Raw genomic sequence first — 22,244 nt, 5'->3', positions numbered from 1 at the left:
GGAATAACCAATGCGGCGTTTTGTAAAACCTTAGAACAAGGTACCGGGAATTAACCCTGGCGCGCCTTGAAACGCGGGTTCTTTTTATTGATCACGTATACGCGGCCACGGCGGCGCACGATACGGCAGCCTTTTTCCCGCAGCTTCGCGGATTTCAATGAGTTCCGGATCTTCATAATCTTAAACCTTAGAAACTTGGCCCCTTCGAGGAAGCCGGAAAATAGAAGTACGACATGCCCCTGTCAACACTTAAAACAGGTTGCGGCGACAGAAAGTGGCATAAACCCGCTCCATGTCGCCAGCAGCAGTCTCGCGTCAGGACCGAGGACCCGAGCGATCAGTTGATTGTTGCGTAGAACCGATAAAAGGCCAGGCTTCCATTTTCAAGCATTTTTACACGATTCATCCACATTTCCATCTCTGGCTCCAGATAATCCATCATATCGGTGTCCAAACCAGAGCTTTGAATGTCGGACAACATGGTCATCCATGCCAGCTTGATATGCTTGAGATGCGTTTCTGACTCATCCTTTGCAATGCGGATATCAAATTTCAACTCGCCCAGTCGCGATTTATATTCCTGCGCGGTCCAAGGGAACAGTTCTTCGTCCTCAAGCTTTGCCCAGTTTTCCAGTTCCTTGTCATCAAGGTCGCGTGTCAGAACATAATCCGTCACCAGAAGCTGACCATGTTCTCGAAGGGTTTCTGCCAGCGCCTGCAGGAACGTATTCTTTTCCGGAATCTTGAACAGTTCGCCATAGGAGTAGACGACGTTGAAATATCCCTTGCGGAAATCTGGCTGCAACGGATCAAATGCCTGTACAGGGACTTTCTTTTGCACACCGGCTTGAACGGATCGCTCCATGCCCAAAAGTGCAAGTTCGCCATCAGGCTCAAGGGCGGTAACCCAAACGCCAAGCCTGTCTGCAAGAACGCGTGCAACACCGCCAAGTCTTGCGCCGATTTCAAGGCAACTGAGCGTCTCGTCAAGCGCAAGCGGCTTGGCCAGTTCGAGCGCATATTCATGCCCGCCGGGCATCATGATGCCATGATCAAACAGCTTGTCGTAAAGACGGATACGATCTGGCGGCCAACGGCCGATTTCTTCATCAAGATCAAGCTCGGCGAGCTCCGGCTCGACAGGTCGCGACAGCCAGATCCGCATCTTGCGCAACCAGTCGGCATAGGCGTCAATCTCAAGCTGCAAAAGGTAGTATTCGACCGGATCGTCGTAACCTTCCCACTTGGCACGCAACCGTGTTCCAAGACCAAGATGATGCCCGGGCGGCATTTCGAATTCCGGCGCCTCCTCTTCGGCGACGCCCGCGGACATTGCGTCCTCATCGGACATATCGTCATCCGCTTTGGACTTGCGTTGCCAGAATTTCAGTTTCAAGGCGACTACCTGTTTGTTCGCATTCGGTGCTCAAGTGATTCTTGAAAATATGGCAATTAGTCAAAAGTGACAACGTGTTAAGATTTCACCCCTATGATTGCACCGCGAAATGTTATCGATAAAAATGTAATTTACTGAATTCCCGCGCCGGGAAGCATGTCTGACAGGAACTTTCTCGCATCATGAACACCGACCAGCTCGGCATCTATTATCGCATGCTGAACATTGCGCCCGGCGCGAGCGCAAAGGAAATCAAGCTCGCCTATCGCAAGCTGGCCTTTGAATTTCACCCTGACCGCAATACCGACCCGGACTCGGAAGACAAATTCAAGGACATCACCGAAGCCTATGAAATCCTGATTGGCGAACGCAAACCGCCAAAACAGACCGGCAGCACATCGAGCGCGCAAAAACCTGCGGGTGGCGCCAAGCAAAACGGCACCACCACATCAAATGCCTATGGTCCGAATGCCGCGGGTGCGCAAAATGCCAACCGCGAGAAACAGGGCTTTGCCGGTGCCGGACGCAAACAGGAAAAGGCCCGCGAAACGACGGAAGAAAAAGTTGCACGCGCCAATCAGGCCTACCGGGAACAACAGGCCAAAACCAATGCGCGAAAAAGCAATATTCATCCTGGTGCCCGTCGCCATAAAAACAAGAATACCGAATCCAATGCACAGGGGTTCATCCAGTGTGCGATTACCGGCGTTGTATCGGCCCAACCAAGGCAGGTTCAATTCAAAGTCGTCCGCGGCTTTCTGAATTCCTGCAACATCGAAACCATCACCGCAAATCTTGCCCCCAAGGGCGCGAAGCGCATGGCACTAAAAGCCAGTTTCAAAACATGGTTACGTGGATTCTGGAGCTGGAAGAGTTTCTTGCCAGCATGGAAAGCTATTCTTGGCAACATGCGCGGCGGCACCTTCCCGCCCGAAGGCAATGCCAAAATGCTGTTTACGCAGGCCAATGCCTTTGAGCGAACCGGAAACAAGCCGCTTGCACGCGCCGTATTGATACAGGCGCTTGATTTTATCGGCACCAACCGATCTGTCCTTGCCGAACAGGTGCGTGCAAGTCAGCGCCGCCTTGATGATGGGCAACCTGCAAGGCGCGTCCGGGATGAATGGAAACGTGCCGGGATGATGGATGCGCTGATGCATCTCAGCCCTCTGTTTTTAATCATCTTTCTTGGCCTGATTGCTTTTGGCCCCGGACAGGGTTTTGTGACGCGCGACATTCCGGAACTTGTTGCCAAACAAGGCTCCGAAATCACACGACAGGTCAAAGACCTTATTGGCGAAGAACGTGACCCTTATTATGTGGACCGTGAACTTCTGAACCTGCGGGATGGTCCAAGCGTGAATGACGACATCATTCGCCGCCTGACCCGCTTTGAAACGGTCTATGTCGCGGGCGACAGTCAGGGGTTCTGGATCGAAGTCGAAACCAGCATCGGCGAAACAGGTTTTGTGAATCTTGATGCACTGGTGCCCGGCAACGGGGCTGATGCCCGCGATGCTTGGTGTGCAGAAAACAAATGCGACTGACCGGTTCCCCGATCAGTCGCATCTGACGATCTTTATCTGGTGGCGATCTTACTTGGCGGGGATCGCCTTAAGCGCGGCAAGCAAATAATCCCAGAATCGCGCAACACTTGGCACATGAACACACTCATCCGGGCTGTGCGCACGTTTGATGGTCGGGCCAAACGACACCATATCCCAATGCGGGTATTTCGAGCCCAGCACACCACATTCAAGACCGGCGTGAATGACACGAATTTCCGGCTCCTTGCCAAACATGTCCTTGTGAACAGACTTCATCAGGCTGACCACTTCGCTGTTGGCATCAGGCTTCCACCCCGGATAGGCATCACCCCAGGCAACAGACGCCCCGATATTTTCAAACACGGCGGTCGCGACTTCGCGCATGGCATCACGGGCAGAATTGATCGAACTGCGCGCCGACAAAGTGACGTCGGCCTCACCATCTGCAAGTTTGATAATGGCAAGATTGATCGACGTCTCGACAACACCTTCAACCGATGTACTCATGGCCTGAACACCATTCGGTGCACCTACGCAAGCATTGTTGAACGCAGCAGAATCTTTTGCGCTCATGGCCTTTGCCGGAACTGCCGCGTCGGTTGCCCGGATGGCAAAGTTGGGTTCAATTGCACCGATTTCGTCTTTGACCTCGCTTGCAAATGCGTCAAGGGCGGCTTCAAATCCGGACACCTTGCCTTCCGGCAGAATGATCGTCGCAAACGACTCACGCGGGATGGCGTTGCGCGCAGTACCGGCATTGATCTGAACGATACGCGCATCAAAATCGCGGATTGCTGTGCGCAGGAAACGCGCCATCAGCTTGTTAGCATTGCCAAGGCCAAGGATAATATCAATGCCCGAATGACCCCCTTTCAAACCGGTCAGCGCAATATCACGGGCCACCTGCCCGGCGCCAACAGCTTCTTCGCTATATTTATAGCTTGCGACCAGATCACCACCGCCAGCACAACCAACACAAAGCTCGTACTCGTCTTCGGTATCAAGGTTCAGAAGGATTTCACCCTTAAGGCGGCCCGGCTCCAGATTCATGGCACCAGTCAGACCACGCTCTTCGTCAACGGTGAACAGAAGTTCAAGCGGACCGTGCTCAAGACCGTCTTCAGTCATGAAGCCCATCATGGCCGCTGCGCCAATACCGTTATCGGCACCAAGCGTGGTGTTATCGGCTGTAATCCATTCCCCATCCATCACCATGCGGATCGGGTCGGTATCGAAATCGTGGGTCGACCCGGAATTGGCCTGCGTAACCATGTCCACATGGGCCTGCAGAATGACCATCTTGCGGCCTTCAAATCCTGCCGTTGCCGGGATGGATATAACAAGGTTTCCGCCGCTATCGCGGAAATGTGCAGCCCCCTTGTCGTCGGCCATCTTTTCCAAAAGCTGCAAGACAGCTTCTTCCTTGTTTGACGGACGCGGGGTATCGCAAAGCTTCTGGAAATTCTCCCAGATTGCGACTGGCGCAATTTTACGGATCTCGTTCACGGTGGCGCTCCTGGCAAATTTTGGTCTACGGGTTCTCACTTACCCAGACCTGTTGATTACCCTATTGCCGCACGAATTTAAAGCATACCCGGGGTGATTTCGACCAAGCCACATGCAAATTCGAAAAAACAGCAGATCAAACGCAGTTATCGCGATCAAAGCCCCGATACGCGCAACATGATTTTACGTTAATCGACACCAACCACCTGACTGCGGCGTTGCAACAGCATGACATCACGCCACTGACCGGCCATCGGCCCATAGGCCATCCGCCCCAAGCCCCGCTTGCGACCGACCGTCTCGAAGCCCAGTGCATGATGCAGGGCCAGACTGGCTTCGTTTTCCGGAAAGATACCCGCTTCCAAAGACCAGATACCTTGCGCTTCACTGGCCTTGATCAACGCTGCCAGAAGCAGTCTTCCAACACCCTGCCCCTGACAATCCGGGTCGACATAGACCGATATCTCGGCAATGCCGCGATAGACGCAACGATTGGACACGCCCGACAAGCCGGCCCAACCAACGACGAAATCCTGATCGTCACACGCCACCAGTCGGCATTCGGCCAAATGCCCCTGATCCCAGCTTTCCCAAGTACCGGCATCTTCCTGAAAGGTCGCGTGGCCCGATTTGATTGCCTGACCATAGATTGCGATCACGCGACTGGCATCGGAATCGGTCATGGAACGCAAGCGCATTACGGCCTCATACAATATCTTGGCAAAGGTTTGCGGATGAACAACTCACCAACGGGAATTGGAAGGTGATAATAGTCAAAGATCAACCAATCAGCTATCGGCTTCTTGTCCCGGAAAACGGAAAACGAGCTGATCGCGTCCAGCATCCTTGGCGGCATACATTGCCTCGTCTGCGGCATTCATGGCGTCTGACAGTTCGATGAACTTCTGGCGCCCCTCTCCACCGACGGTCGCACCAAAACTCGCTGTGATCTGGACGTATTCCTCGCCAGCTTTATCGATGGGGACCTTGATTTCGCGGATCATATTTGCCAACCGCTCGCCGATGCGTTTCGTCACGGCGGCAGTCGCAGACGGCAGCAAGACAGCAAACTCCTCCCCCCCCAAACGGACAACGAGGTCATCATCACGCAATGCCTGACGCAAGGTATCGGCAACCTTTTCAAGAAGACGGTCCCCGACCGCATGCCCATGGGTGTCGTTGACCTTCTTGAAATAATCAAGATCAAGAACGATCAGACCGAAGACCCAGCTTTTATCCTTCAGATGGCGAATCTCGCGCAGCCTGCTCACGGCACTTTCAAAACCGCGGCGGTTCAGAGCCCGTGTCAACGCATCGGTCGATGCCAGCGTATCAAGCATCTGCTCCTTGCGCTTGTGGTCAGTGATATCAGTTGCCGACACCATCACCCCACCGTCATCCATCATGTTCATTCGGATATCGGCCAGACGGCCCGACGGGGTTTGCATTTCATCAATATTGGCGTGGCCATGGCCATTTCGCATCATTTCTGCGCAGCATTCATGTAACGCCGATATGTCAAATTCTGCTGCCGACCCTTGCGTTTTTTCGACACCAAACAGTCGTGAAAATTCGTGATTGAAATGAATGACTTCAAGCTCATCATTCAGCATTGCAACGGCGGACGGAACCATTCGGATGACTTCGGTCACAGCCTGTTCCAGACTGGCCTTGGCACGGACCAGTTGCTGATGCATTTCAACTTCATCACGGACATCATGTGCCGTTGTCAAAATGGCGGGCTTGCCATCATGCCATAGAATGCGTTCATCGGTCAGATCACGCCAGACGAAACTCCCGTCATCAAGGATATCACGCACACGATGGCGGTCCCCACGACGCTCCCCATTGAGGATGGCTGCAACATGCTTGATCGCGCGCGGTCGGTTCTCTTCGGGGATAAAGCGCAGAATATGGGGATTCTCCATGAATGCGCTGGCGCTTTCCGCACCCATTAGGCGGGCGAAGCTTTCATTGACGTAAAGCGCAGTCATATGGCGATGCACCATCACACCAATGAATGACCGGCCCAGCATATGATCGACTTGCATCGCAGTGGTGCCGTTGTCAATCATCTGGGCTGTGGTCAGGACGGCATTGCCATCCTCCCATTCGACGGTCTCGTCACTGATCTCCATCCAGACCGGGGTACCGTCGGTTCGGATGTTATAAACTTTTTTCCAACCGTGGAATCCGCTACTGTTTTGGTAGTTTTCCGCGAGCTTGTCTGCCTCGTGATGGAAGCTTGGCGGGATATACTGGTGCATGTCCGGGTCGCTCATGAAGTCCGACACATCGCGACGGCCCACCATTTTCGCATAGGCATCGTTGACATACACAGCTTCGAGATCCTTGTGTACAACAACCCCGACCCGTGATCGCCCATACAGACGTGCGATTTCCGTTGGTTCGAACCGCATCAACGCCCTGTATCCCCCGAGATACCTAAACCCTGAATTAAGGCACAGTCAGTTACGACCTAATTCTATTCGCGCCATATCCAAAAGGTTACACCAGTTCTAATATAATTGAAACCAGCGGATGCCAGTCCTATCCCGATACACGACGCTATCAAACAAAAGGCTGCATCATTAATCGAAAACCAATTAACCCCTTAATACATAATCATAATCAAATATTGACGGCAATGACAAACCCGCATCGCAGCGTAAAATCAACCCGGCCCAAGAGAAACACTGTGAAGAACATGAACTTTAAAATAATTGACCGAACCCGCACATGGGACGGCTACTGCAAGATTGACGTCTATCAGCTGCAACATGACAGATTTGATGGCACTCAAAGCACCATTGTCGAGCGCGAAATTCTGGAACGTGGTCACGCTGTTGCGGTTTTGCCCTATGACCCTGTCCGCGATGAAGTCGTCCTGATTGAACAGTTTCGCCCCGGCACCATATCAGTAAATGCAGATAATCCCGCCATGCCTGTCTGGCTGACAGAAATTGTCGCAGGGATCATTGAAGACGGTGAAAGTGCCGAAGACGTCGCGCGTCGCGAAACGATGGAGGAAGCCGGATGTAAAATCGTCGGACCACTCGAACTGATTTCGCATTACTACGTGACCCCGGGCTGTTCAAGCGAGACGGTCACGCTTTATTACGGGCAGGTTGACGCGGCCCATGCTGGCGGGTTGCATGGCCTTGACGAGGAAGGTGAAGATATTCGCGTCTTTACTGTGTCTGCCGAGGAATGCATTGCGATGTTGCAAAATGGACAACTCTGCAATGCAATGACCACCATAGCCGTTCAGTGGCTGATCCTTAACCGGGACCGACTGCGGCAGAACTGCGGGGTTTGAGCGAATTGGTTCGATATGCAGAAAAGACAATAATCACACAATATTTACGTTGTATATTTTAAACTGCCTTGACTTTTGTGTGCAAAAAGACCAATCAACAATCAATCTAATTGAAAACCACCATGTTTGGAGTCTGTCATGGACATTCGCAATGGCACCATCGAAGCCATTGGCCGCACCCCTCTCGTGAAGCTTAAAAAGGTTTCCGAGCTGACGGGCTGCACCATTCTTGGCAAGGCGGAATACGCAAACCCGGGCGGGTCGGTCAAGGACCGTGCTGCCCTTGCCATCATTCGCGACGCCGAAGCGCGCGGTCTGTTGAAGCCGGGCGGCGTTATCGTTGAAGGGACCGCTGGTAATACCGGCATCGGCCTTGCCACTGTCGGCAATGCTTTGGGCTATCGCACCGTGATTGTCATCCCGGAAACCCAGAGCCAGGAAAAGAAAGACCTGCTGCGTCTTCTCGGCGCGGATTTGCGCGAAGTACCTGCTGTTCCCTATCGCGATGAAAACAACTATGTGCATGTGTCGCGCCGTCTGGCCGAAGAACTTGCGCAGTCTGAACCCAATGGTGCGATCTGGGCCAACCAGTTTGACAACGTCGCCAACCGTCAGGGTCACATTGACACCACCGCACCCGAAATCTGGGAACAGACCGACGGGAAGGTTGACGGATTTATCTGTGCGGTTGGTACCGGCGGCACACTTGCCGGTGTTTCCATGGCGCTTAAGGATCGCAACAAAGACGTCCAGATCGGCCTTGCCGATCCGATGGGTGCGGCCCTTTACAGCCACTACAAATTCGGTGAACTGAAATCCGAAGGCAGCTCGATCTCAGAGGGGATCGGTCAGGGTCGTATCACCGCCAACCTTGAAGGTGTTGAGATCGATCACCCGTTCCAGATCTCGGACGAGGAAATGCTGCCGATCGTCTTTGACCTGCTCAAGGAAGAAGGTCTGTGCATGGGTGGCTCGACCGGTATCAACGTCGCCGGTGCCGTACGCCTTGCCCGTGAACTCGGTCCGGGCAAAACCATCGTCACCATTCTTTGTGACCTTGGCACCCGTTATCAGAGCAAGCTTTGGAACCCGGCCTTCCTCAAGGAAAAAGGCCTTCCGACGCCTGATTGGCTCTAGGCCGGACACAAAGCCATCCTAAAAGATAAAACCCCCGTCCATCATGGCGGGGGTTTTTGTTTTGATCAGGCCGTTCTGGCAACCCGGGTTTGTGACTGGCGCACAATCTTTACCGCACGCCCCCAAAGGTAAAGCCCGCATAACAGCGCGCAAAGCAACAGAGATCCGGCAAAGCCCGCAACCGCGTTCCATCCGCCCTGATCCCAGAACCAGCCACCCACCGATCCCATGATGCTTGATCCCAGATAATAGGCCAGAAGATACAGCGACGACGCATGGCCCTTGGCCGTTTCGGCAAGCCGCCCGACCCAGCCACTGGCAATCGAATGAGCAACGAAGAAACCGCTGGTCAGGATGACAATCCCGCCAATGATTACTGGCAGGCTGTCAAATACGGTCAGTCCGACACCAAGGGCGGCCAGGATCAGCCCCACGACCAGCACCGGACCACGCCCGATTTTGTCTGATAGCGCACCGGCGATGGATGACGTCACTGACCCACACAAATAGACAACAAAGATCAACCCAATCTGGCTTTGTGACAGGCCATAGGGCGCATCGGAAAGTCGGAAACCGACATAGTTGAACACCGTCACGAAGCAGCCCATGGCAAAAGCGCCAATCAGGAACACAAATGGCAAGCCTGCATTTTTCAGATGCCCGCCCCAGGCCCGCAGGTGATACCCAACCTGAAATCCCGGACGTCTTACAAAGTTCCGTGATGCCGGCAACAGAACAGCAAACCCAAGGGCAGCAATCAGACCCAAGCCCCCCATCGCGCCGAGCGCAACGTGCCAACCAAAAAGATCAGTCAGGAAACCGATCACGACACGACCACTCAAGCCGCCGATCGCGGTCCCGCTGATGTAGATGCCCATCGCCATACCAAGGCCCTTGGGATCTATTTCCTCGGCCAGATAGGCCATGGCAACAGCAGGAACCCCGCCGAGCACTAATCCTTCAAGCGCGCGGACAACAAGAAAGGCGTGCCAGTCGGACAGAAATGGCGCGATCAGATTCAAAACCGAAGCCACACAAATAGAAATCAGCATCAATTGCTTGCGCCCGACGGCCTCTGACACCGCACCTGCCAGCAAGATGGCAAAGGCCAAAAACCCTGTGGTCAAAGACAACGCAAGCGAGCTTTCAGCTGGCCCAACCACAAAGTGCCTTGAAAGTTCCGGCAACAGCGGCTGCACACAGTAAATCAGTGAAAAGGTCGCGTAGCCTGCCAAAAACAGTGCAATGCTGATACGGCGAAATGCGGCCGATCCCGGTTTGATCCAAACCGGATCGGCAGACGCATTTGCGTTGGTGGACGCGAGCGGGCTTTGCGAACGCATGGGGGGCGTTGCATCAGATGACGCCGTATCAGCAGCACGAACAGAATGTTGTTCTGGGTCATTGTCCCGGGGAACAGCCATTTGCGACCTCTTTTGGAATATCTCGTGGGGTGATGCTTATGATTGCACTATCGCATCTATCCGTCCAATATATGGAAGTGTCTTCTATGATATGTTTTAGGTATATCAACGATGGAACTGCGCCATATCCGCTACTTCCTTGCCGTCGCCCGCGAAGGCAACTTTACCCGTGCGGCAGCACGTATCGGCATCGGGCAACCCCCGCTTAGTCAGCAAATCCGCGATCTGGAAAATGAAATCGGCACGGCCCTGTTTCATCGCGTACCCCATGGCGCCGAACTGACCGAGGCAGGCACGGCGTTTCTTGAGGTGGTTGCGCCGTTCCCCGATCTGGCAGAGCGCGCCATTCGCGCCGCCCAGCGCGCCGGGCGCGGCGAAGTCGGATCGATCCGGGTGGGTTTCACGGCGTCCGCCGCCTTCAGCCCGTCTGTCCCGCGCGTATTCCGTGATTTCCGGCGCAGTTATCCCGGCGTTGAAATGACACTTGAAGAAGCCAACTCGGCCCAGCTTGTCGCCGGTCTGCGCGATGAACGTCTTGATGCTGTATTTCTGCGGCAAGATACGATTGCGGGCGATGGCATTCGCCTGCATGTGATTTCCAGCGAACCGATGGTGCTTGTGCTTCCATCCGGTCACCCCGCAGCACAACGTGAAAAAGTCGCCCTTTCCGAACTGCGCGACGAAGCCCTGATCCTGACCCCGCGCGCGGTCGGCCCAACCCATTACGACAAGGTCGTCAGCGCCTGTCGGGACAGCGGGTTTGAACCGCAAATGGGTCAGATCGCGCCACAGCTTGGGTCCGTGATCAATTTCGTTGCCGCCGAGCTTGGCTTTTCGCTGGTTCCCAAACCGATGACGCAGCTTCAGGCAAAGGGTGTCGCCTATCGCGAGATCGAAGGCGAAGTGCCGATTGCACAGCTTTCACTGGCTTATCGCAGCAATGATATCTCGACCGCATTGCGTAATTTCGTCAGCCGCACCCTTGCCGCCCATCAAAGCTGACAGGATCAACTGATCTGGTTCTCGGGGCTGGCATCCGGGCAATTTCACGCTAGATTAATGCCAACTGTGAAATCAGGCGCGCCGCAAACCTGTAACTTCTGTGATGTCCGCGCCAAATCGAAAGTCTGGCTATGCTAAGATATTCCCTTCTTGATCTTTGCCCGGTGAATGCAGGCGAACACCCCTCTGACGCATTGCGCAATACGCTTGCACTCGCCCAACATGCTGAAAAGCTTGGCTATCATCGCTATTGGCTGGCTGAACATCACAATATGCCTGGCATTGCCAGTGCCGCGACGTCTGTGGTTATGGCCCATGTGGCAGCGGGTACCAAAACCATTCGCGTTGGGTCAGGTGGCGTCATGCTGCCCAACCATGCACCGTTGGTAATTGCCGAACAGTTCGGCACCCTTGAAGCCCTTCATCCCGGTCGTATTGATCTGGGCATTGGCCGCGCACCAGGCACGGACCAACGCACCGCCGCCGCCCTTCGCCGTGACATGCATGGTTCCGAAGAACGCTTTATTCAGGACGTTCTGCAAGTGCAGGCATTCCTTGCCCCGCTTGAAGGCAATCCACCGATCCGGGCTGTACCGGGCTATGGATCGCAGGTTCCAATGTGGCTTCTGGGCAGCAGCCTGTTTTCTGCTGACCTTGCCGCACGCCTTGGCCTGCCCTTTGCCTTTGCATCGCACTTTGCACCCGACATGCTGATGGATGCGCTGACCCTTTATCGCAACCGGTTTGAGCCAAGCGAAGCGCTTGATAAGCCCTACGCGATTGCGGCGATGGGTTTCTTTGCCGCCGATACCGACGAGGAAGGTGAATATCTGGCAACCTCGATGCAACAGCAGTTCCTTAATTTGCGGCGCGGCACACCGGGCCAATTGCCAAAACCTGTCAAGGATATGAGCGAAGTCTGGAACCGGGTTGAAAAGGCCGGGGTTGACCACGCCATGCGCTATGCAGCCATCGGCGGCCGTGACACGGTGCGCAAGAAACTGCGCGAGTTTGCCTATATGACCAAGGCCGACGAAATCATGGTAACGGCCAACATTTTTGATCAGTCGGCACGCCTGAAGTCATTTGAAATTGCAGCCGAGCTATTTGGCGAAATGAACGCAAAGTCCGAGAACAAAGACTGCGCCTAAGGCCAAGCGACACCTTATTTTTTGCAAATGCCGGGTTCTTCGTGAATCCGGCATTTTGCTTTCATCATACGAAATACCAGAACACACCACTTGCGCTTGCATCATTGGTCGGACAATATGCGCTTCCCGTTGAAGACTTCAACGATAGCCCCTTGTTTCAAAAGGTTATGGTGCGCCCTTCATGACCGACTTCCTGCTGGCAGCCCTGCCAATCGCAAGCATTCTGTTTCTGATGATCAAGGCGAACTGGGGTGCCGCGCGCGCCGGTGCCGCCGCCTGGTTTGTTACGGTTATCCTTGCCGTCTTCTTCTTTGGCGCCCCCCCCGGCATGCTAATCATCGCCCAGGCCAAGGGCGTGATGCTGGCCCTTTATATCCTTTATATCGTCTGGGCGGCATTGATCCTTTATTTCGCGGCCGAAGAAGCAGGTGCAATCAAAACCATCGGGCGCGCCATTCGGTCGCTGACCGATGATCGCCCTCTACAGCTTCTGATACTGGGTTACGTCTTTGCCAGCTTCTTGCAGGGGGTCGCAGGCTTTGGCGTACCTATTGCCGTTGTTGCGCCGCTTCTGCTTGGCATGGGTTTCTCGCCAGTGCTGGCCGTTGCTGCCCCAATGATCGGTCATAGCTGGTCGGTTCTGTTTGGCAACATGGCAACATCGTTTGAAGCATTGATAGGTGTTACCGGCATTCCGGGGACTGAATTGACCCATTATTCCGCGATCCTTTTGGGTCTGTCGGGCTTCATGTGCGGGGCGGCGGTTTTGTGGCTGGATGGCGGGTTCCGCACCATTCGCCGCCGCGTGGCACCGCTGATCCTGATTTCCGGCGTGATGGGCGTCGTACAGTATTTCATGGCCAACTATGGTGTCTGGACACTGGGTGGCCTGACGGCGGGGATTGCCGGGCTTGTTACATCGATCATTGTGACCCGGTTCTGGAAACCCCATCCCGATGATGTTGCCGAACAGGTTGCCGATGATCATCACCACATGCCATTGATCGAAGCACTCACACCCTATCTGGTTTTCATCTTGCTGGTCACGCTTGCCACCTTTGTCCCGGCGATCGAGATGCTGCTTGGCAAGATCCGCTTCACGCTTGAGTTCCCGGAAACGGCCACCGCAAGCGGTTGGGTGATCGAAGCAGAAAGTGCCAAGGCCATCGCGATCTTTGGCCATCCGGGCGCACTGCTGCTTTACACGGCTGCCATCAGCTTTACCTTCTTCAAGCTGCGCGGTCATTACGATAACGGGATTGGCAAACGTATCTGGCAACGCACGCTTAAAAGCGGCCTTCCGACCAGCATCGGCATGGTGCCTGTGATCGGCCTTGCCATCATCATGGATCATGCAGGCATGACCTATGCCCTGGCCGAAGGCGGGGCTGCTGTCTTTTCCGGGGCGTTTGCCGTCGCCTATCCGGTGATTTCACCGGCGATTGGTGCGCTTGGCGCCTTCATGACCGGCAGCACGAACAATTCCAACGTCGTCTTTGGCATGTTCCAGCGTCACACCGCCGAACTTTCCGGCCTTTCAACCGCCCTTGTTCTGGCAGCACAGGCAACGGGCGCATCACTTGGCAGCATGCTGGCACCGTCGAAAATTCTGGTTGGCTGTTCCACAGTCGGTCTGTCGGGAAAGGAAGGACCAGTGCTGTCGGTTGTTCTTAAAACCGGTGTCATCCTGACCGCACTTTGCGGCTTCATGGCACTCGGGATACTTTTGATCACGACGATGAACGGGGGCGCATAAGATGAAACAGAAACTGTTTAACCCGGTCTTTCTCGTCCTGACCTCGATCATCCTGCCGATTGCCGCGTTTGAGGCACTGGTAACAGGCAATATCGCTGCAAGCGACATCCTGTTTGCCCTGTTTTGTGCCGTCATGGCCCTGATTGTGGTGCGAAAATGAAAAGCCCGCCGACCAATCTGGCCGACGGGCTTATCAGAATATCTTTGGCGGGATTTATGGGCGAAGGGCTGCCAGCTTGACGCCAAAGGCAATGAACACTGCCCCGGTGGTTGCCTTGAGCGCGCGTTGGAAACGACCACTCCCGGCAAGGCGCGTCAACCGTGCCATTAACATCACCATTGCCCCGAACCATACCGCGTTGATCGCCCCGTGCAGACACACCAGCATAAAGGCCGATGTCACCGCCCCCTCTCCTACCGGGATGAATTGCGGGAAGGCTGCCAAGTAAAACATCGACGTCTTGGGGTTAAGGGCATTGGTCAAGAACCCCTCGCCATAGGCATTGATTAACGTGCGTTTGCGCTTGGCCGGTGAAACTGCGCCAACCGTTTTCACCCCGCGCCACGCATCACGCAGCGCCTTGAACCCGATCCAGCACAAATAGGCCGCCCCCAAAAACTTCACGATCATGAAGGCCTGTGCGGATTGCACGAGGATGACCGAAATACCAAGGATCGACAAAGTCCCGTGCAGGTAAAAGGCCGTCACAAATCCGGCAACATTGGCCATACCGGCCAGACGTCCTGATGTCGGCACCGTCTTGGCAACCAGAACACCATTGGGCCCCGGCGACATGACAAGCAACGACGCAACCAGCGCAAAACTCAAAACCTGTGACCAATCCATGGGGCGATCCTTTGCAAATGATCAAACGGTGCGCATTGACTGATGACGTTTCGCACCTTGCCTTGACTATATCCCGCCTTAATCAACCAACAAGAAAATCATTGTGACCATACATTTTCCTTGCCCGGTCCGGTCAGCCTGCCGGGATCAGGAAAATGATAACTTCTGCCAAAATGATAAAGAATAGAAGTGGCCGTCAGGATCAGGCGGCACTACGGTCGTTACGACAAAATCAATATGGCAAAAGCCATGCGACGGCGGGGCACGAAACTCCCCACGAGCAAAATCTCCTGATGTCTTGGCAATGTGCCTGCCCGCGCAGGCGCAATGTGAGCCCTGCTGACTAGGTTAAACATGCACGTTACCCGATCCATCCGCTCCATCGCCCTTTGCGCCCCCTTCCTACTTGCCTCCACGCTTGGTAACGCCGAAACGGCTCCTACGGGACCGAAATGGGGTTCCCATATAGACCTGGAAGGCAAAGGCGGCACAGATCGTAACCTTGGCGAGACGGATCTGTTCATTCCGCTTTGGCAGGATGAGGACACATTGACCTTCACCAGCCTGCGCGCCCGGATGGATGACAATAACAGCCACGAAGGGAACTTCGGTCTTGGCATCCGTCAGATGCTTGATTCGGGATGGAACATTGGCGGCTATGGTTACTTTGACCGCCGCCACAGCCCCTATGGCAACAAATTCAACCAATTGACCTTCGGCGCAGAGGCCCTGTCACTTGATTGGGATTTTCGCGCCAATGCCTATGTCCCGATCGGCACGACACAATACTTCGAGGACAGTCTGAGTACTGTTGATGTAAGCGGTACCACCTTAATGTACAATCAGGGTGAAGAACGCGCATTACGTGGCTTTGACGGGGAAATTGGCTGGCGCATTCCGTTATTTGAGGCTGATGCCGGACAGCAACTCCGTGCCTATGCCGGTGGCTATCGCTTTACGGAAGACGATGTTGATACGGTACAGGGTCCGCGTGGGCGACTGGACCTGACCTTTGATGAAGTCCCCTTTTTGTGGGAAGGGTCGCGCTTTTCGCTCGGGGCGGAAATTCAGCATGACAGCCCACGGGGCACGCAGGGCTTTGCCAGCTTCCGCCTTCGTATCCCGTTGCAGGGCTTTGGCGATACTCCGAAACCCCGCCTGAGCGCGATGGAACGGCGCATGACCGATCCCATCATTCGCGACATTGATGTGGTCAGTCAGGCCGGACAGTTTTCAGAAGCAACTGAAATCACCCAGACTGCCGACGGGGAAACGATCACAGTTCTGAACAGCAACTCGACATCGGCGGCGAACTTTGCCACTGACATTGCCAATGCAGGTGCCAATTCAACCGTGATCCTGAGCGGCAATTACACCGCAATCAATTCCGTAACAACGGTTCAGAATGGACAAACAATTGTCGGGGGTGGCGAACTCGACATCAAAACCCCGACAGGACGGTCGGTTACGGTCACCATTCCGGATGCATCGATCTCGGGCACCGGCAGCAATGGCGGCGCCGGCGGTGGTGCACGTCTCTTTAACATGGCCGATAACAGCAGTCTGGTTGGTGTGACCGCGAACGTTAACACGACCGGGTCAGCATACATCGTCCACATCGAAGGAAAGCAAAATGTTACCATTCGGAACAACAACCTGACAACGCAGAACGGCACCTCAACCGCAGGCGCTATCATAATCAGAGACAGCCAGGATGTTACGATCAAGAATAATGTTTCATCCGTTACCTCCAATGCAAATGGTGCCCGATTCCTGGCGATTATCGGCAACAATTCCAACATCAGCATCGATGACAACAAGCTTTCCGTGAGCGGAGCAGGCTTCGACAAGCGATTTGTATTCTTCGCCAATTCATCAACCATAAACAACCTGTCAGGGACAGGTAACACCACCAATAACCTCAACCCATGTGGTGACGGCGGCGGAACCCTTCCCACCGTTACTGGCTCAGTCACGGTAGACGGCACCGCGGTAGACGGCAGCGCCTGTCCATAACGTGATGCTGTAAAAATTTGGACATATCGGCTTTGGCTTGAATGTTCTTCTTTTGTTCTTTATTGTGAGCGTATGAAGAACAATATCAGCCAACCCCATGCCCACGCCCACGCCCACGCCCGCGCTGTCATTTTTGATGATGGATGGTCAAACGCGAAATGTGATCTGAACATCTTGCCCGCCCGCGGACAAAAGGGACGCGGTGCGGTGTCCAATATTGACGGGCGATTTGAACGTCATATCCATCAGGCGGTTGATGATGGATGGTTGGGCACATTGATGGAAGATCAGGACGCCCCGCGCACCAAAACCACCCTTGGTATCGATGGGGCGCGTTCTGTGATCACCCGCAATCAAAGCCCGGATGTCCCGTTTGATCGGTCAATCAATCCCTATCGCGGGTGTGAACATGGCTGTGTGTATTGTTTTGCCCGCCCGACACATGCCTACCTGGGCTTGTCCCCCGGCCTTGATTTTGAAACCAGACTGTTCTGGAAACCGGAAGCCGCCGAGCTTTTGCGCAAGCAACTGTCATCCAAGGCATACCAACCCGCCCCGATCGTGATTGGCACAAGTACCGATCCCTATCAACCGGTCGACCGTGACAAGAAGCTGACGCGATCCATCATCGAAGTCCTGTCAGACTGTCAGCATCCCTTTTCGCTGATCACCAAAAGCGCGCTGGTCACCCGCGACATCGACCTGATTGCGCCGATGGCTGTCAAAAACAGGGCATCGGTGGCCGTATCCGTCACAAGCCTTGATCATCGCCTCTCTAACCTTCTGGAACCACGTGCCTCTGCCCCGCACCGTCGGCTTGACACCATCCGACAGCTTTCAGACGCAGGCATTCCGGTCACTGTCCTTTGTGCACCGATCATTCCGGGCCTCGATGACATGGAAATCGAAAAGATCGTGGCTGCCTGCAAGGAAGCCGGGGCGCAATCGATCAGTCATATTGTCTTGCGACTACCGCTCGAAATCGCGGACCTTTTCGAAGAATGGCTTGATGCCCATTACCCGGACCGCAAGGCCAAAGTGATGTCCCTGATCCGTCAGATGCGCGATGGTGAAACCTATCAATCGGAATTTGGCACCCGCATGCGTGGCACGGGGCCGATTGCCGATCTGATCGCCAAACGCTTTGATGCTGCCCGCAAAAAGCAGGGCCTGATCAACAGATCCCTCAACCTTGATTGCAGCGGCTTCAAACGCCCCAGCGCGAACGGGCAAATGTCGCTGTTCTGACATCACCAGCAACATCGCCCCTATCTCGCGACCGACACGCCATCTAGCTTAATCTGCGCGCCGGATCAGCATTGTGCTTTTGCCCCCAACGGTCAGGTGAAGCACCTCACCATCGTCAAAGGCGTAGCTCAGGATATGATGGTCGGGATCGGTAATCTGTTTGTCTTCGATCCGGACTGCGCCGCTTGCGACAAGCTCGCTTGCGGCCATACTGGTATCAGCAAAGCCTGCCATCAGAATAAGCGGCACCACCCCGACCCCGTCTTTCAGGGCGTTGGGTGTGAAATCAAGTGTCGGCATGCGATCGGCAATAGAGATATGGGTCATTTTCCGGTTTCCTTGTTGGTGGGGCCACCTCGGGCAAACCGGTTTATGGAAAAAACAAAGGCCGCCCTGGGGCAGCCGGTCTTGGTTTAATTTACAAACACATCAACAGGCGCCGCGCTATGTGCACGACGTAAAATAGGCGTTCTGATGTGTGACAATGTTTTCCATGCTTTTATGCATATGGCGCTTTTTTCGATTGGTCAAGCTGCTTGTTCGGCACACCTCCGGCAAAGCAAAACACCCGCCAGCAGAACGGGCGGGTGCAATGAATAACTGGTTGCGTGACTGGTCAGCTGAATGCCTTAGCTGACAACGCGATATCGCGCATGTGCTGCCGGTTCATTGATGATCACCGGATCAATCATGGCATTGATGGCATCCTGCGCTTCGCTGGCAGCGACACCTTCGCGGTCTTTGGAGGTTACATTGCCATCTTTGGAAAGGGCTCTGGCGCGTGCGTTTTCAAAGAAACGCAGACCGCGTTTTTCCATGACATAAAGGGTTTCGCCACCCCATTCACCGGTCCAGACAAGGCCCGACAAACCGGCCATTTCGGACTCAATCCGGGTCGGAGAAATCGGCATTCCAAGGCAGGTGGTCAGAAGGAATGAAAGTTCAGCTGCCGTTACGCCGTCTTCGCAGCATTCCTCTGCCAGAACCGACATCACGGCCATGGTTACAACCCGAAGCGAAACCTTATCGGTTTCAAGTCCGGGGAAACGGTTTTGCTTCAGCTCGACAATGTCATTGGCAATACGGTCAACGTCACCCCGAATGACATACCGCCCACGCCACACGCGGCAGCTGCTTCTGACTTCCCATTCGCTCATGATCCTGGTCCCACCCGTTTTTGTTTGTCCCTGCAAAAAGATACATTATACATACATTTCGTCAATATATTTTTCGACTATTTGTACTATTTTGTACACTCTTTGCGGAACCAGATGAAACCATCACTTGCAACGGTATATCCGTCCTCGTTCTCGACCTCTTCCAGGTAACCACGCGCCACGGCAGCATGGAAATCCCGGCTGAAATTTCGCGGCATTCGCAAATGAACCTGACGACGCAAAAGTCGACGGATATCGCCCCGTGTCACAAAGTTCCTGCCATCACGATATTGCAGCCAGATCGCAGCCAGCAATATTATTTCGGCAAACCCGCGTGGCTGCAAACGACCGACCAGATCCCCGAAACTGCCGACAAAGCCTGTAATGAACATCCCCGGATCGACCGCATTTGAACCGACAGCGATCCCTTCATCTGCAACGACATTGGCATTAGTCAGTCCTGCCGCAGTCAGTCCTGCCGCTCCCTGCGCCGACAAATCTTCCCCAGACGCGGTATCCGCACGGTGCACATCCTGACTGGCATTGGCAGATATTTCGGTGTTCCCGGCTACAGCCGCCCCTGCGGCCAAACGACCATGCGCCATAACTGCACCGGATTGGGCCGAACCGAACAGTGCCGCCATGACCACAGGCAAACGTGCGGGCGGGATCGCACATTCGAGATCCACCGGTCCGAAGTCCCCCTCACCGGAAAGTTTGACATGAATAACGGCTGGCACGGCTGCTGCACTCCTGAATTACACGGCACCAATACCATACATTTCGTAACTTTTTCAACATGTATATTACATTTATGTACACTTACATACAAAACGCGCATGAGTTCTTTGGCAATTTTGGCCTCGACAATCGCCCGGCCCCCACCGCACCATGCGCTCAACGAAACAGTTATCTGCACCTGTCGCAAACAGCCTGACAGCAAGGCGGATGACCAGACAAAGAACGCCACCACACGGGAAGGAAGAAAAATGACACGCCTAATGTTTCGCGAAGACGCCTATGCCCAAAACTGTGCCGCAACCGTCACCAGCGTTTCAGATCGCGGTATCGAGCTTGACCAGACGGTGTTTTACGCAACCGCAGGCGGTCAGTCAGGCGACATTGGCACGCTCACACTTGGCGATGGCACCTCCCTGCCCGTCGCCACGACAGTCAAGGACCGCGAAACAGGACGCATCCTGCACATCATTGCCGATGATCACCCCCTGCCTGCGGTTGGCGACACGGTCACGGCTGAGCTTGATTGGGACAATCGCCACAAGCTGATGCGCTTCCATACCTGCCTGCATCTTCTGTGCGCGGTCGTCGAGGGCGATGTAACCGGCGGCAACATCGCCGCCCACAAGGCGCGACTTGATTTCAATCTGCCCGACGCGACGCTTGATAAGGATGAGATCAGCGAGAAACTCAATGAACTGATCGCGCGCAACGCGGATGTTTATGACGGTGAGATCACGGTGGCCGAACTCAAAGCCAATCCAGAACTTGTTCGCACCATGTCCGTGCAGCCCCCGATGGACGGACATTCGATCCGGACCGTCACCATCGAAGGCATTGATTTCCAGCCATGCGGCGGCACACATGTGCGCACCACCGGCGAAATCGGCAAGGTCATGGTTTCGAAGATCGAAAAGAAAGGCCGCCAGAACCGGCGGATCAATATTGTCTTCGCGGACTAGGCAAGTTTGAAAGCATCACCAAGGCAGGCACGCGAATGCCCCACCATTCACACAGCCTGCCGGTTGCCAGAGAACGGCAGGACAGTTACAAATTTAGACTTAAACTCAGGACCAATTTAAAATGATCCCGGACCCAACCGGAATCCCACCATTGCCAATCGGAGCTTGTCCATGACCAACCCACTTTCCGACGCCCTTGTGTCCACCCAATGGCTTGCGGATCATCTTGATGCACCGGACGTGCGCGTCGTCGATGCCAGCTGGTATATGCCAGCCGAAAACAAGAATGCCCGCGAATTCTATGATGCCGAACACATTCCGGGCGCGGTTTTCTTTGATATCGATGATATTGCCGCCGATGACAGCGCACCGCTGCCGCACATGATGCCCGACGCGATCAAGTTTTCCGCCAAGGTCCGCAAGCTTGGCCTTGGCGATGGTGTGCGTGTGGTTGTCTATAGCCAAAAGGGCTCTGCCCTTGCGGCCTGCCGGGCATGGTGGATGCTGCGTCATTTTGGCCACCACGATGTCGTCGTTCTGGATGGCGGCCTGCCCAAATGGCTTGCCGAGGGGCGGCCAGTCACCGATGCGCCAACCCCGCCGCGCGAACGCCACTTCACCGCGCGCGCCAACAGCTTTTTGCTGCGCGAGTTTGATCAGGTTCTTTCAAACGTCAAAACCAAGCGCGAACAGCTGGTTGATGCCCGCGCAGGCGAACGGTTCCGTGGCGAGGTCGATGATCCCTGGGGCAAATCCGGCCACGTGCCGGGCTCTTATAACCTGCCCTTTACCGAACTTCTGAATTCGGATGGCACTTTCAAGTCTGCCACCGAGATCAAGACCGCATTTGATAGTGCCGGCGTGGATCTTACCAAACCAGTCGTCGCAAGCTGCGGCTCTGGCGTGACCGCCTGTGTGCTGGCGATGGGGGCCTATATTTGCGGCCACAAACAAGTCGCGGTCTATGACGGTTCATGGGCAGAATGGGCCACCACCGAAGACAGCCCGGTTGCCACCGGCCCGGCTTGACAGCCCGGC

At 54.7% G+C, this 22,244-nt stretch carries 21 protein-coding genes; 11 read left to right on the top strand and 10 right to left on the bottom strand.

Annotation, left to right across the window (positions count from 1 at the left end):
- Positions 1-50: 50 nt before the first annotated feature.
- On the bottom strand, positions 51-176 hold the full coding sequence (gene ykgO, locus AUQ43_RS06070) for a type B 50S ribosomal protein L36 (RefSeq protein WP_007090004.1): 126 nt from the start codon (positions 174-176) through the stop codon (positions 51-53).
- Between the two features lie 161 nt (positions 177-337).
- Positions 338-1,396: a methyltransferase domain-containing protein gene (locus AUQ43_RS06065; RefSeq protein WP_062955369.1), complete on the bottom strand. Its 1,059-nt coding sequence runs from the start codon at positions 1,394-1,396 to the stop codon at positions 338-340.
- Positions 1,397-1,578: 182 nt separating this feature from the next.
- Between AUQ43_RS06065 and AUQ43_RS06060 the strand changes: the two genes are divergently transcribed.
- The gene (locus AUQ43_RS06060) at positions 1,579-2,943 is read left to right on the top strand and encodes a DnaJ domain-containing protein (RefSeq protein ID WP_062955368.1); all 1,365 of its coding nucleotides are present in this window, start codon (positions 1,579-1,581) and stop codon (positions 2,941-2,943) included.
- 48 nt (positions 2,944-2,991) lie between these two features.
- On the opposite strand, the gene AUQ43_RS06055 is transcribed toward AUQ43_RS06060, so the two are convergent.
- The 3 genes from AUQ43_RS06055 to AUQ43_RS06045 form a co-directional block, all read right to left on the bottom strand.
- On the bottom strand, positions 2,992-4,449 hold the full coding sequence (locus tag AUQ43_RS06055) for an aminoacyl-histidine dipeptidase (RefSeq protein ID WP_062955367.1): 1,458 nt from the start codon (positions 4,447-4,449) through the stop codon (positions 2,992-2,994).
- A 188-nt stretch (positions 4,450-4,637) separates the two neighbouring features.
- On the bottom strand, positions 4,638-5,147 hold the full coding sequence (locus AUQ43_RS06050; protein ID WP_062955366.1) for a GNAT family N-acetyltransferase: 510 nt from the start codon (positions 5,145-5,147) through the stop codon (positions 4,638-4,640).
- Between the two features lie 90 nt (positions 5,148-5,237).
- Positions 5,238-6,869, bottom strand: a complete 1,632-nt coding sequence (locus AUQ43_RS06045) for a diguanylate cyclase domain-containing protein (protein WP_062955365.1) — start codon at positions 6,867-6,869, stop codon at positions 5,238-5,240.
- A gap of 287 nt (positions 6,870-7,156) precedes the next feature.
- Between AUQ43_RS06045 and AUQ43_RS06040 the strand changes: the two genes are divergently transcribed.
- Positions 7,157-7,768: an NUDIX domain-containing protein gene (locus tag AUQ43_RS06040; RefSeq protein WP_062955364.1), complete on the top strand. Its 612-nt coding sequence runs from the start codon at positions 7,157-7,159 to the stop codon at positions 7,766-7,768.
- Positions 7,769-7,906: 138 nt separating this feature from the next.
- Positions 7,907-8,905, top strand: a complete 999-nt coding sequence (locus tag AUQ43_RS06035) for a cysteine synthase A (protein WP_062955363.1) — start codon at positions 7,907-7,909, stop codon at positions 8,903-8,905.
- 65 nt (positions 8,906-8,970) lie between these two features.
- On the opposite strand, the gene AUQ43_RS06030 is transcribed toward AUQ43_RS06035, so the two are convergent.
- Entirely contained in the window at positions 8,971-10,329 is a 1,359-nt protein-coding gene (locus AUQ43_RS06030) for an MFS transporter (RefSeq protein WP_114129823.1), read from the bottom strand.
- A gap of 111 nt (positions 10,330-10,440) precedes the next feature.
- Here AUQ43_RS06030 and AUQ43_RS06025 point away from each other — a divergent pair, with 111 nt between their 5' ends.
- From AUQ43_RS06025 to AUQ43_RS20235, 4 genes are all read left to right on the top strand, one after another.
- Positions 10,441-11,331, top strand: coding sequence for a LysR family transcriptional regulator (locus AUQ43_RS06025; protein ID WP_062955362.1), 891 nt, complete (start codon positions 10,441-10,443; stop codon positions 11,329-11,331).
- 131 nt (positions 11,332-11,462) lie between these two features.
- Positions 11,463-12,482, top strand: a complete 1,020-nt coding sequence (locus AUQ43_RS06020) for an LLM class flavin-dependent oxidoreductase (protein ID WP_062955361.1) — start codon at positions 11,463-11,465, stop codon at positions 12,480-12,482.
- A 181-nt stretch (positions 12,483-12,663) separates the two neighbouring features.
- The gene (locus AUQ43_RS06015) at positions 12,664-14,238 is read left to right on the top strand and encodes an L-lactate permease (RefSeq protein ID WP_062955360.1); all 1,575 of its coding nucleotides are present in this window, start codon (positions 12,664-12,666) and stop codon (positions 14,236-14,238) included.
- Position 14,239: 1 nt separating this feature from the next.
- Positions 14,240-14,398, top strand: coding sequence for a hypothetical protein (locus AUQ43_RS20235; protein ID WP_157088438.1), 159 nt, complete (start codon positions 14,240-14,242; stop codon positions 14,396-14,398).
- Between the two features lie 54 nt (positions 14,399-14,452).
- On the opposite strand, the gene AUQ43_RS06010 is transcribed toward AUQ43_RS20235, so the two are convergent.
- The gene (locus AUQ43_RS06010) at positions 14,453-15,085 is read right to left on the bottom strand and encodes a LysE family translocator (protein ID WP_062955359.1); all 633 of its coding nucleotides are present in this window, start codon (positions 15,083-15,085) and stop codon (positions 14,453-14,455) included.
- Positions 15,086-15,439: 354 nt separating this feature from the next.
- On the opposite strand from AUQ43_RS06010, the gene AUQ43_RS06005 reads away from it, so the two are divergent.
- Positions 15,440-17,101 carry an inverse autotransporter beta domain-containing protein gene (locus AUQ43_RS06005; protein WP_062955358.1) on the top strand — a complete coding sequence of 554 codons (1,662 nt, stop codon included), beginning with the start codon at positions 15,440-15,442 and terminating at the stop codon, positions 17,099-17,101.
- Between the two features lie 72 nt (positions 17,102-17,173).
- A complete protein-coding gene (locus AUQ43_RS06000; RefSeq protein ID WP_062955357.1) occupies positions 17,174-18,349 on the top strand; it encodes a PA0069 family radical SAM protein in 1,176 nt (391 codons plus the stop codon).
- A gap of 48 nt (positions 18,350-18,397) precedes the next feature.
- On the opposite strand, the gene AUQ43_RS05995 is transcribed toward AUQ43_RS06000, so the two are convergent.
- The 3 genes from AUQ43_RS05995 to AUQ43_RS05985 form a co-directional block, all read right to left on the bottom strand.
- A complete protein-coding gene (locus tag AUQ43_RS05995; RefSeq protein WP_062955356.1) occupies positions 18,398-18,676 on the bottom strand; it encodes a hypothetical protein in 279 nt (92 codons plus the stop codon).
- 302 nt (positions 18,677-18,978) lie between these two features.
- Entirely contained in the window at positions 18,979-19,506 is a 528-nt protein-coding gene (locus AUQ43_RS05990; RefSeq protein WP_062955355.1) for a hypothetical protein, read from the bottom strand.
- An 86-nt stretch (positions 19,507-19,592) separates the two neighbouring features.
- The gene (locus AUQ43_RS05985; RefSeq protein WP_062955354.1) at positions 19,593-20,246 is read right to left on the bottom strand and encodes a hypothetical protein; all 654 of its coding nucleotides are present in this window, start codon (positions 20,244-20,246) and stop codon (positions 19,593-19,595) included.
- Positions 20,247-20,495: 249 nt separating this feature from the next.
- On the opposite strand from AUQ43_RS05985, the gene AUQ43_RS05980 reads away from it, so the two are divergent.
- Positions 20,496-21,206 (top strand): alanyl-tRNA editing protein, encoded by a 711-nt coding sequence (locus AUQ43_RS05980; RefSeq protein ID WP_062955401.1) that lies wholly within the window; start codon positions 20,496-20,498, stop codon positions 21,204-21,206.
- Positions 21,207-21,377: 171 nt separating this feature from the next.
- A complete protein-coding gene (gene sseA, locus AUQ43_RS05975) occupies positions 21,378-22,235 on the top strand; it encodes a 3-mercaptopyruvate sulfurtransferase (protein WP_062955353.1) in 858 nt (285 codons plus the stop codon).
- Positions 22,236-22,244 lie beyond the last annotated feature (9 nt).

This window comes from Thalassospira sp. MCCC 1A01148 (genome assembly GCF_001613795.1).
GTDB lineage: Bacteria > Pseudomonadota > Alphaproteobacteria > Rhodospirillales > Thalassospiraceae > Thalassospira.
The sequence above is the reverse complement of the archived record's forward strand: the minus strand, read 5'-3'. Positions and strand labels throughout refer to the sequence as shown.

Coding starts and splice junctions, on each gene's coding strand:
- ykgO (WP_007090004.1), bottom strand. CDS start 176: ATGAAGATCCGGAACTCATTGAAATCCGCGAAGCTGCGGGAAAAAGGC.
- AUQ43_RS06060 (WP_062955368.1), top strand. CDS start 1,579: ATGAACACCGACCAGCTCGGCATCTATTATCGCATGCTGAACATTGCG.
- AUQ43_RS06050 (WP_062955366.1), bottom strand. CDS start 5,147: ATGCGCTTGCGTTCCATGACCGATTCCGATGCCAGTCGCGTGATCGCA.
- AUQ43_RS06045 (WP_062955365.1), bottom strand. CDS start 6,869: ATGCGGTTCGAACCAACGGAAATCGCACGTCTGTATGGGCGATCACGG.
- AUQ43_RS06040 (WP_062955364.1), top strand. CDS start 7,157: ATGAACTTTAAAATAATTGACCGAACCCGCACATGGGACGGCTACTGC.
- AUQ43_RS06035 (WP_062955363.1), top strand. CDS start 7,907: ATGGACATTCGCAATGGCACCATCGAAGCCATTGGCCGCACCCCTCTC.
- AUQ43_RS06030 (WP_114129823.1), bottom strand. CDS start 10,329: ATGGCTGTTCCCCGGGACAATGACCCAGAACAACATTCTGTTCGTGCT.
- AUQ43_RS06025 (WP_062955362.1), top strand. CDS start 10,441: ATGGAACTGCGCCATATCCGCTACTTCCTTGCCGTCGCCCGCGAAGGC.
- AUQ43_RS06020 (WP_062955361.1), top strand. CDS start 11,463: ATGCTAAGATATTCCCTTCTTGATCTTTGCCCGGTGAATGCAGGCGAA.
- AUQ43_RS06015 (WP_062955360.1), top strand. CDS start 12,664: ATGACCGACTTCCTGCTGGCAGCCCTGCCAATCGCAAGCATTCTGTTT.
- AUQ43_RS20235 (WP_157088438.1), top strand. CDS start 14,240: ATGAAACAGAAACTGTTTAACCCGGTCTTTCTCGTCCTGACCTCGATC.
- AUQ43_RS06010 (WP_062955359.1), bottom strand. CDS start 15,085: ATGGATTGGTCACAGGTTTTGAGTTTTGCGCTGGTTGCGTCGTTGCTT.
- AUQ43_RS06005 (WP_062955358.1), top strand. CDS start 15,440: ATGCACGTTACCCGATCCATCCGCTCCATCGCCCTTTGCGCCCCCTTC.
- AUQ43_RS06000 (WP_062955357.1), top strand. CDS start 17,174: ATGAAGAACAATATCAGCCAACCCCATGCCCACGCCCACGCCCACGCC.
- AUQ43_RS05995 (WP_062955356.1), bottom strand. CDS start 18,676: ATGACCCATATCTCTATTGCCGATCGCATGCCGACACTTGATTTCACA.
- AUQ43_RS05990 (WP_062955355.1), bottom strand. CDS start 19,506: ATGAGCGAATGGGAAGTCAGAAGCAGCTGCCGCGTGTGGCGTGGGCGG.
- AUQ43_RS05980 (WP_062955401.1), top strand. CDS start 20,496: ATGACACGCCTAATGTTTCGCGAAGACGCCTATGCCCAAAACTGTGCC.
- sseA (WP_062955353.1), top strand. CDS start 21,378: ATGACCAACCCACTTTCCGACGCCCTTGTGTCCACCCAATGGCTTGCG.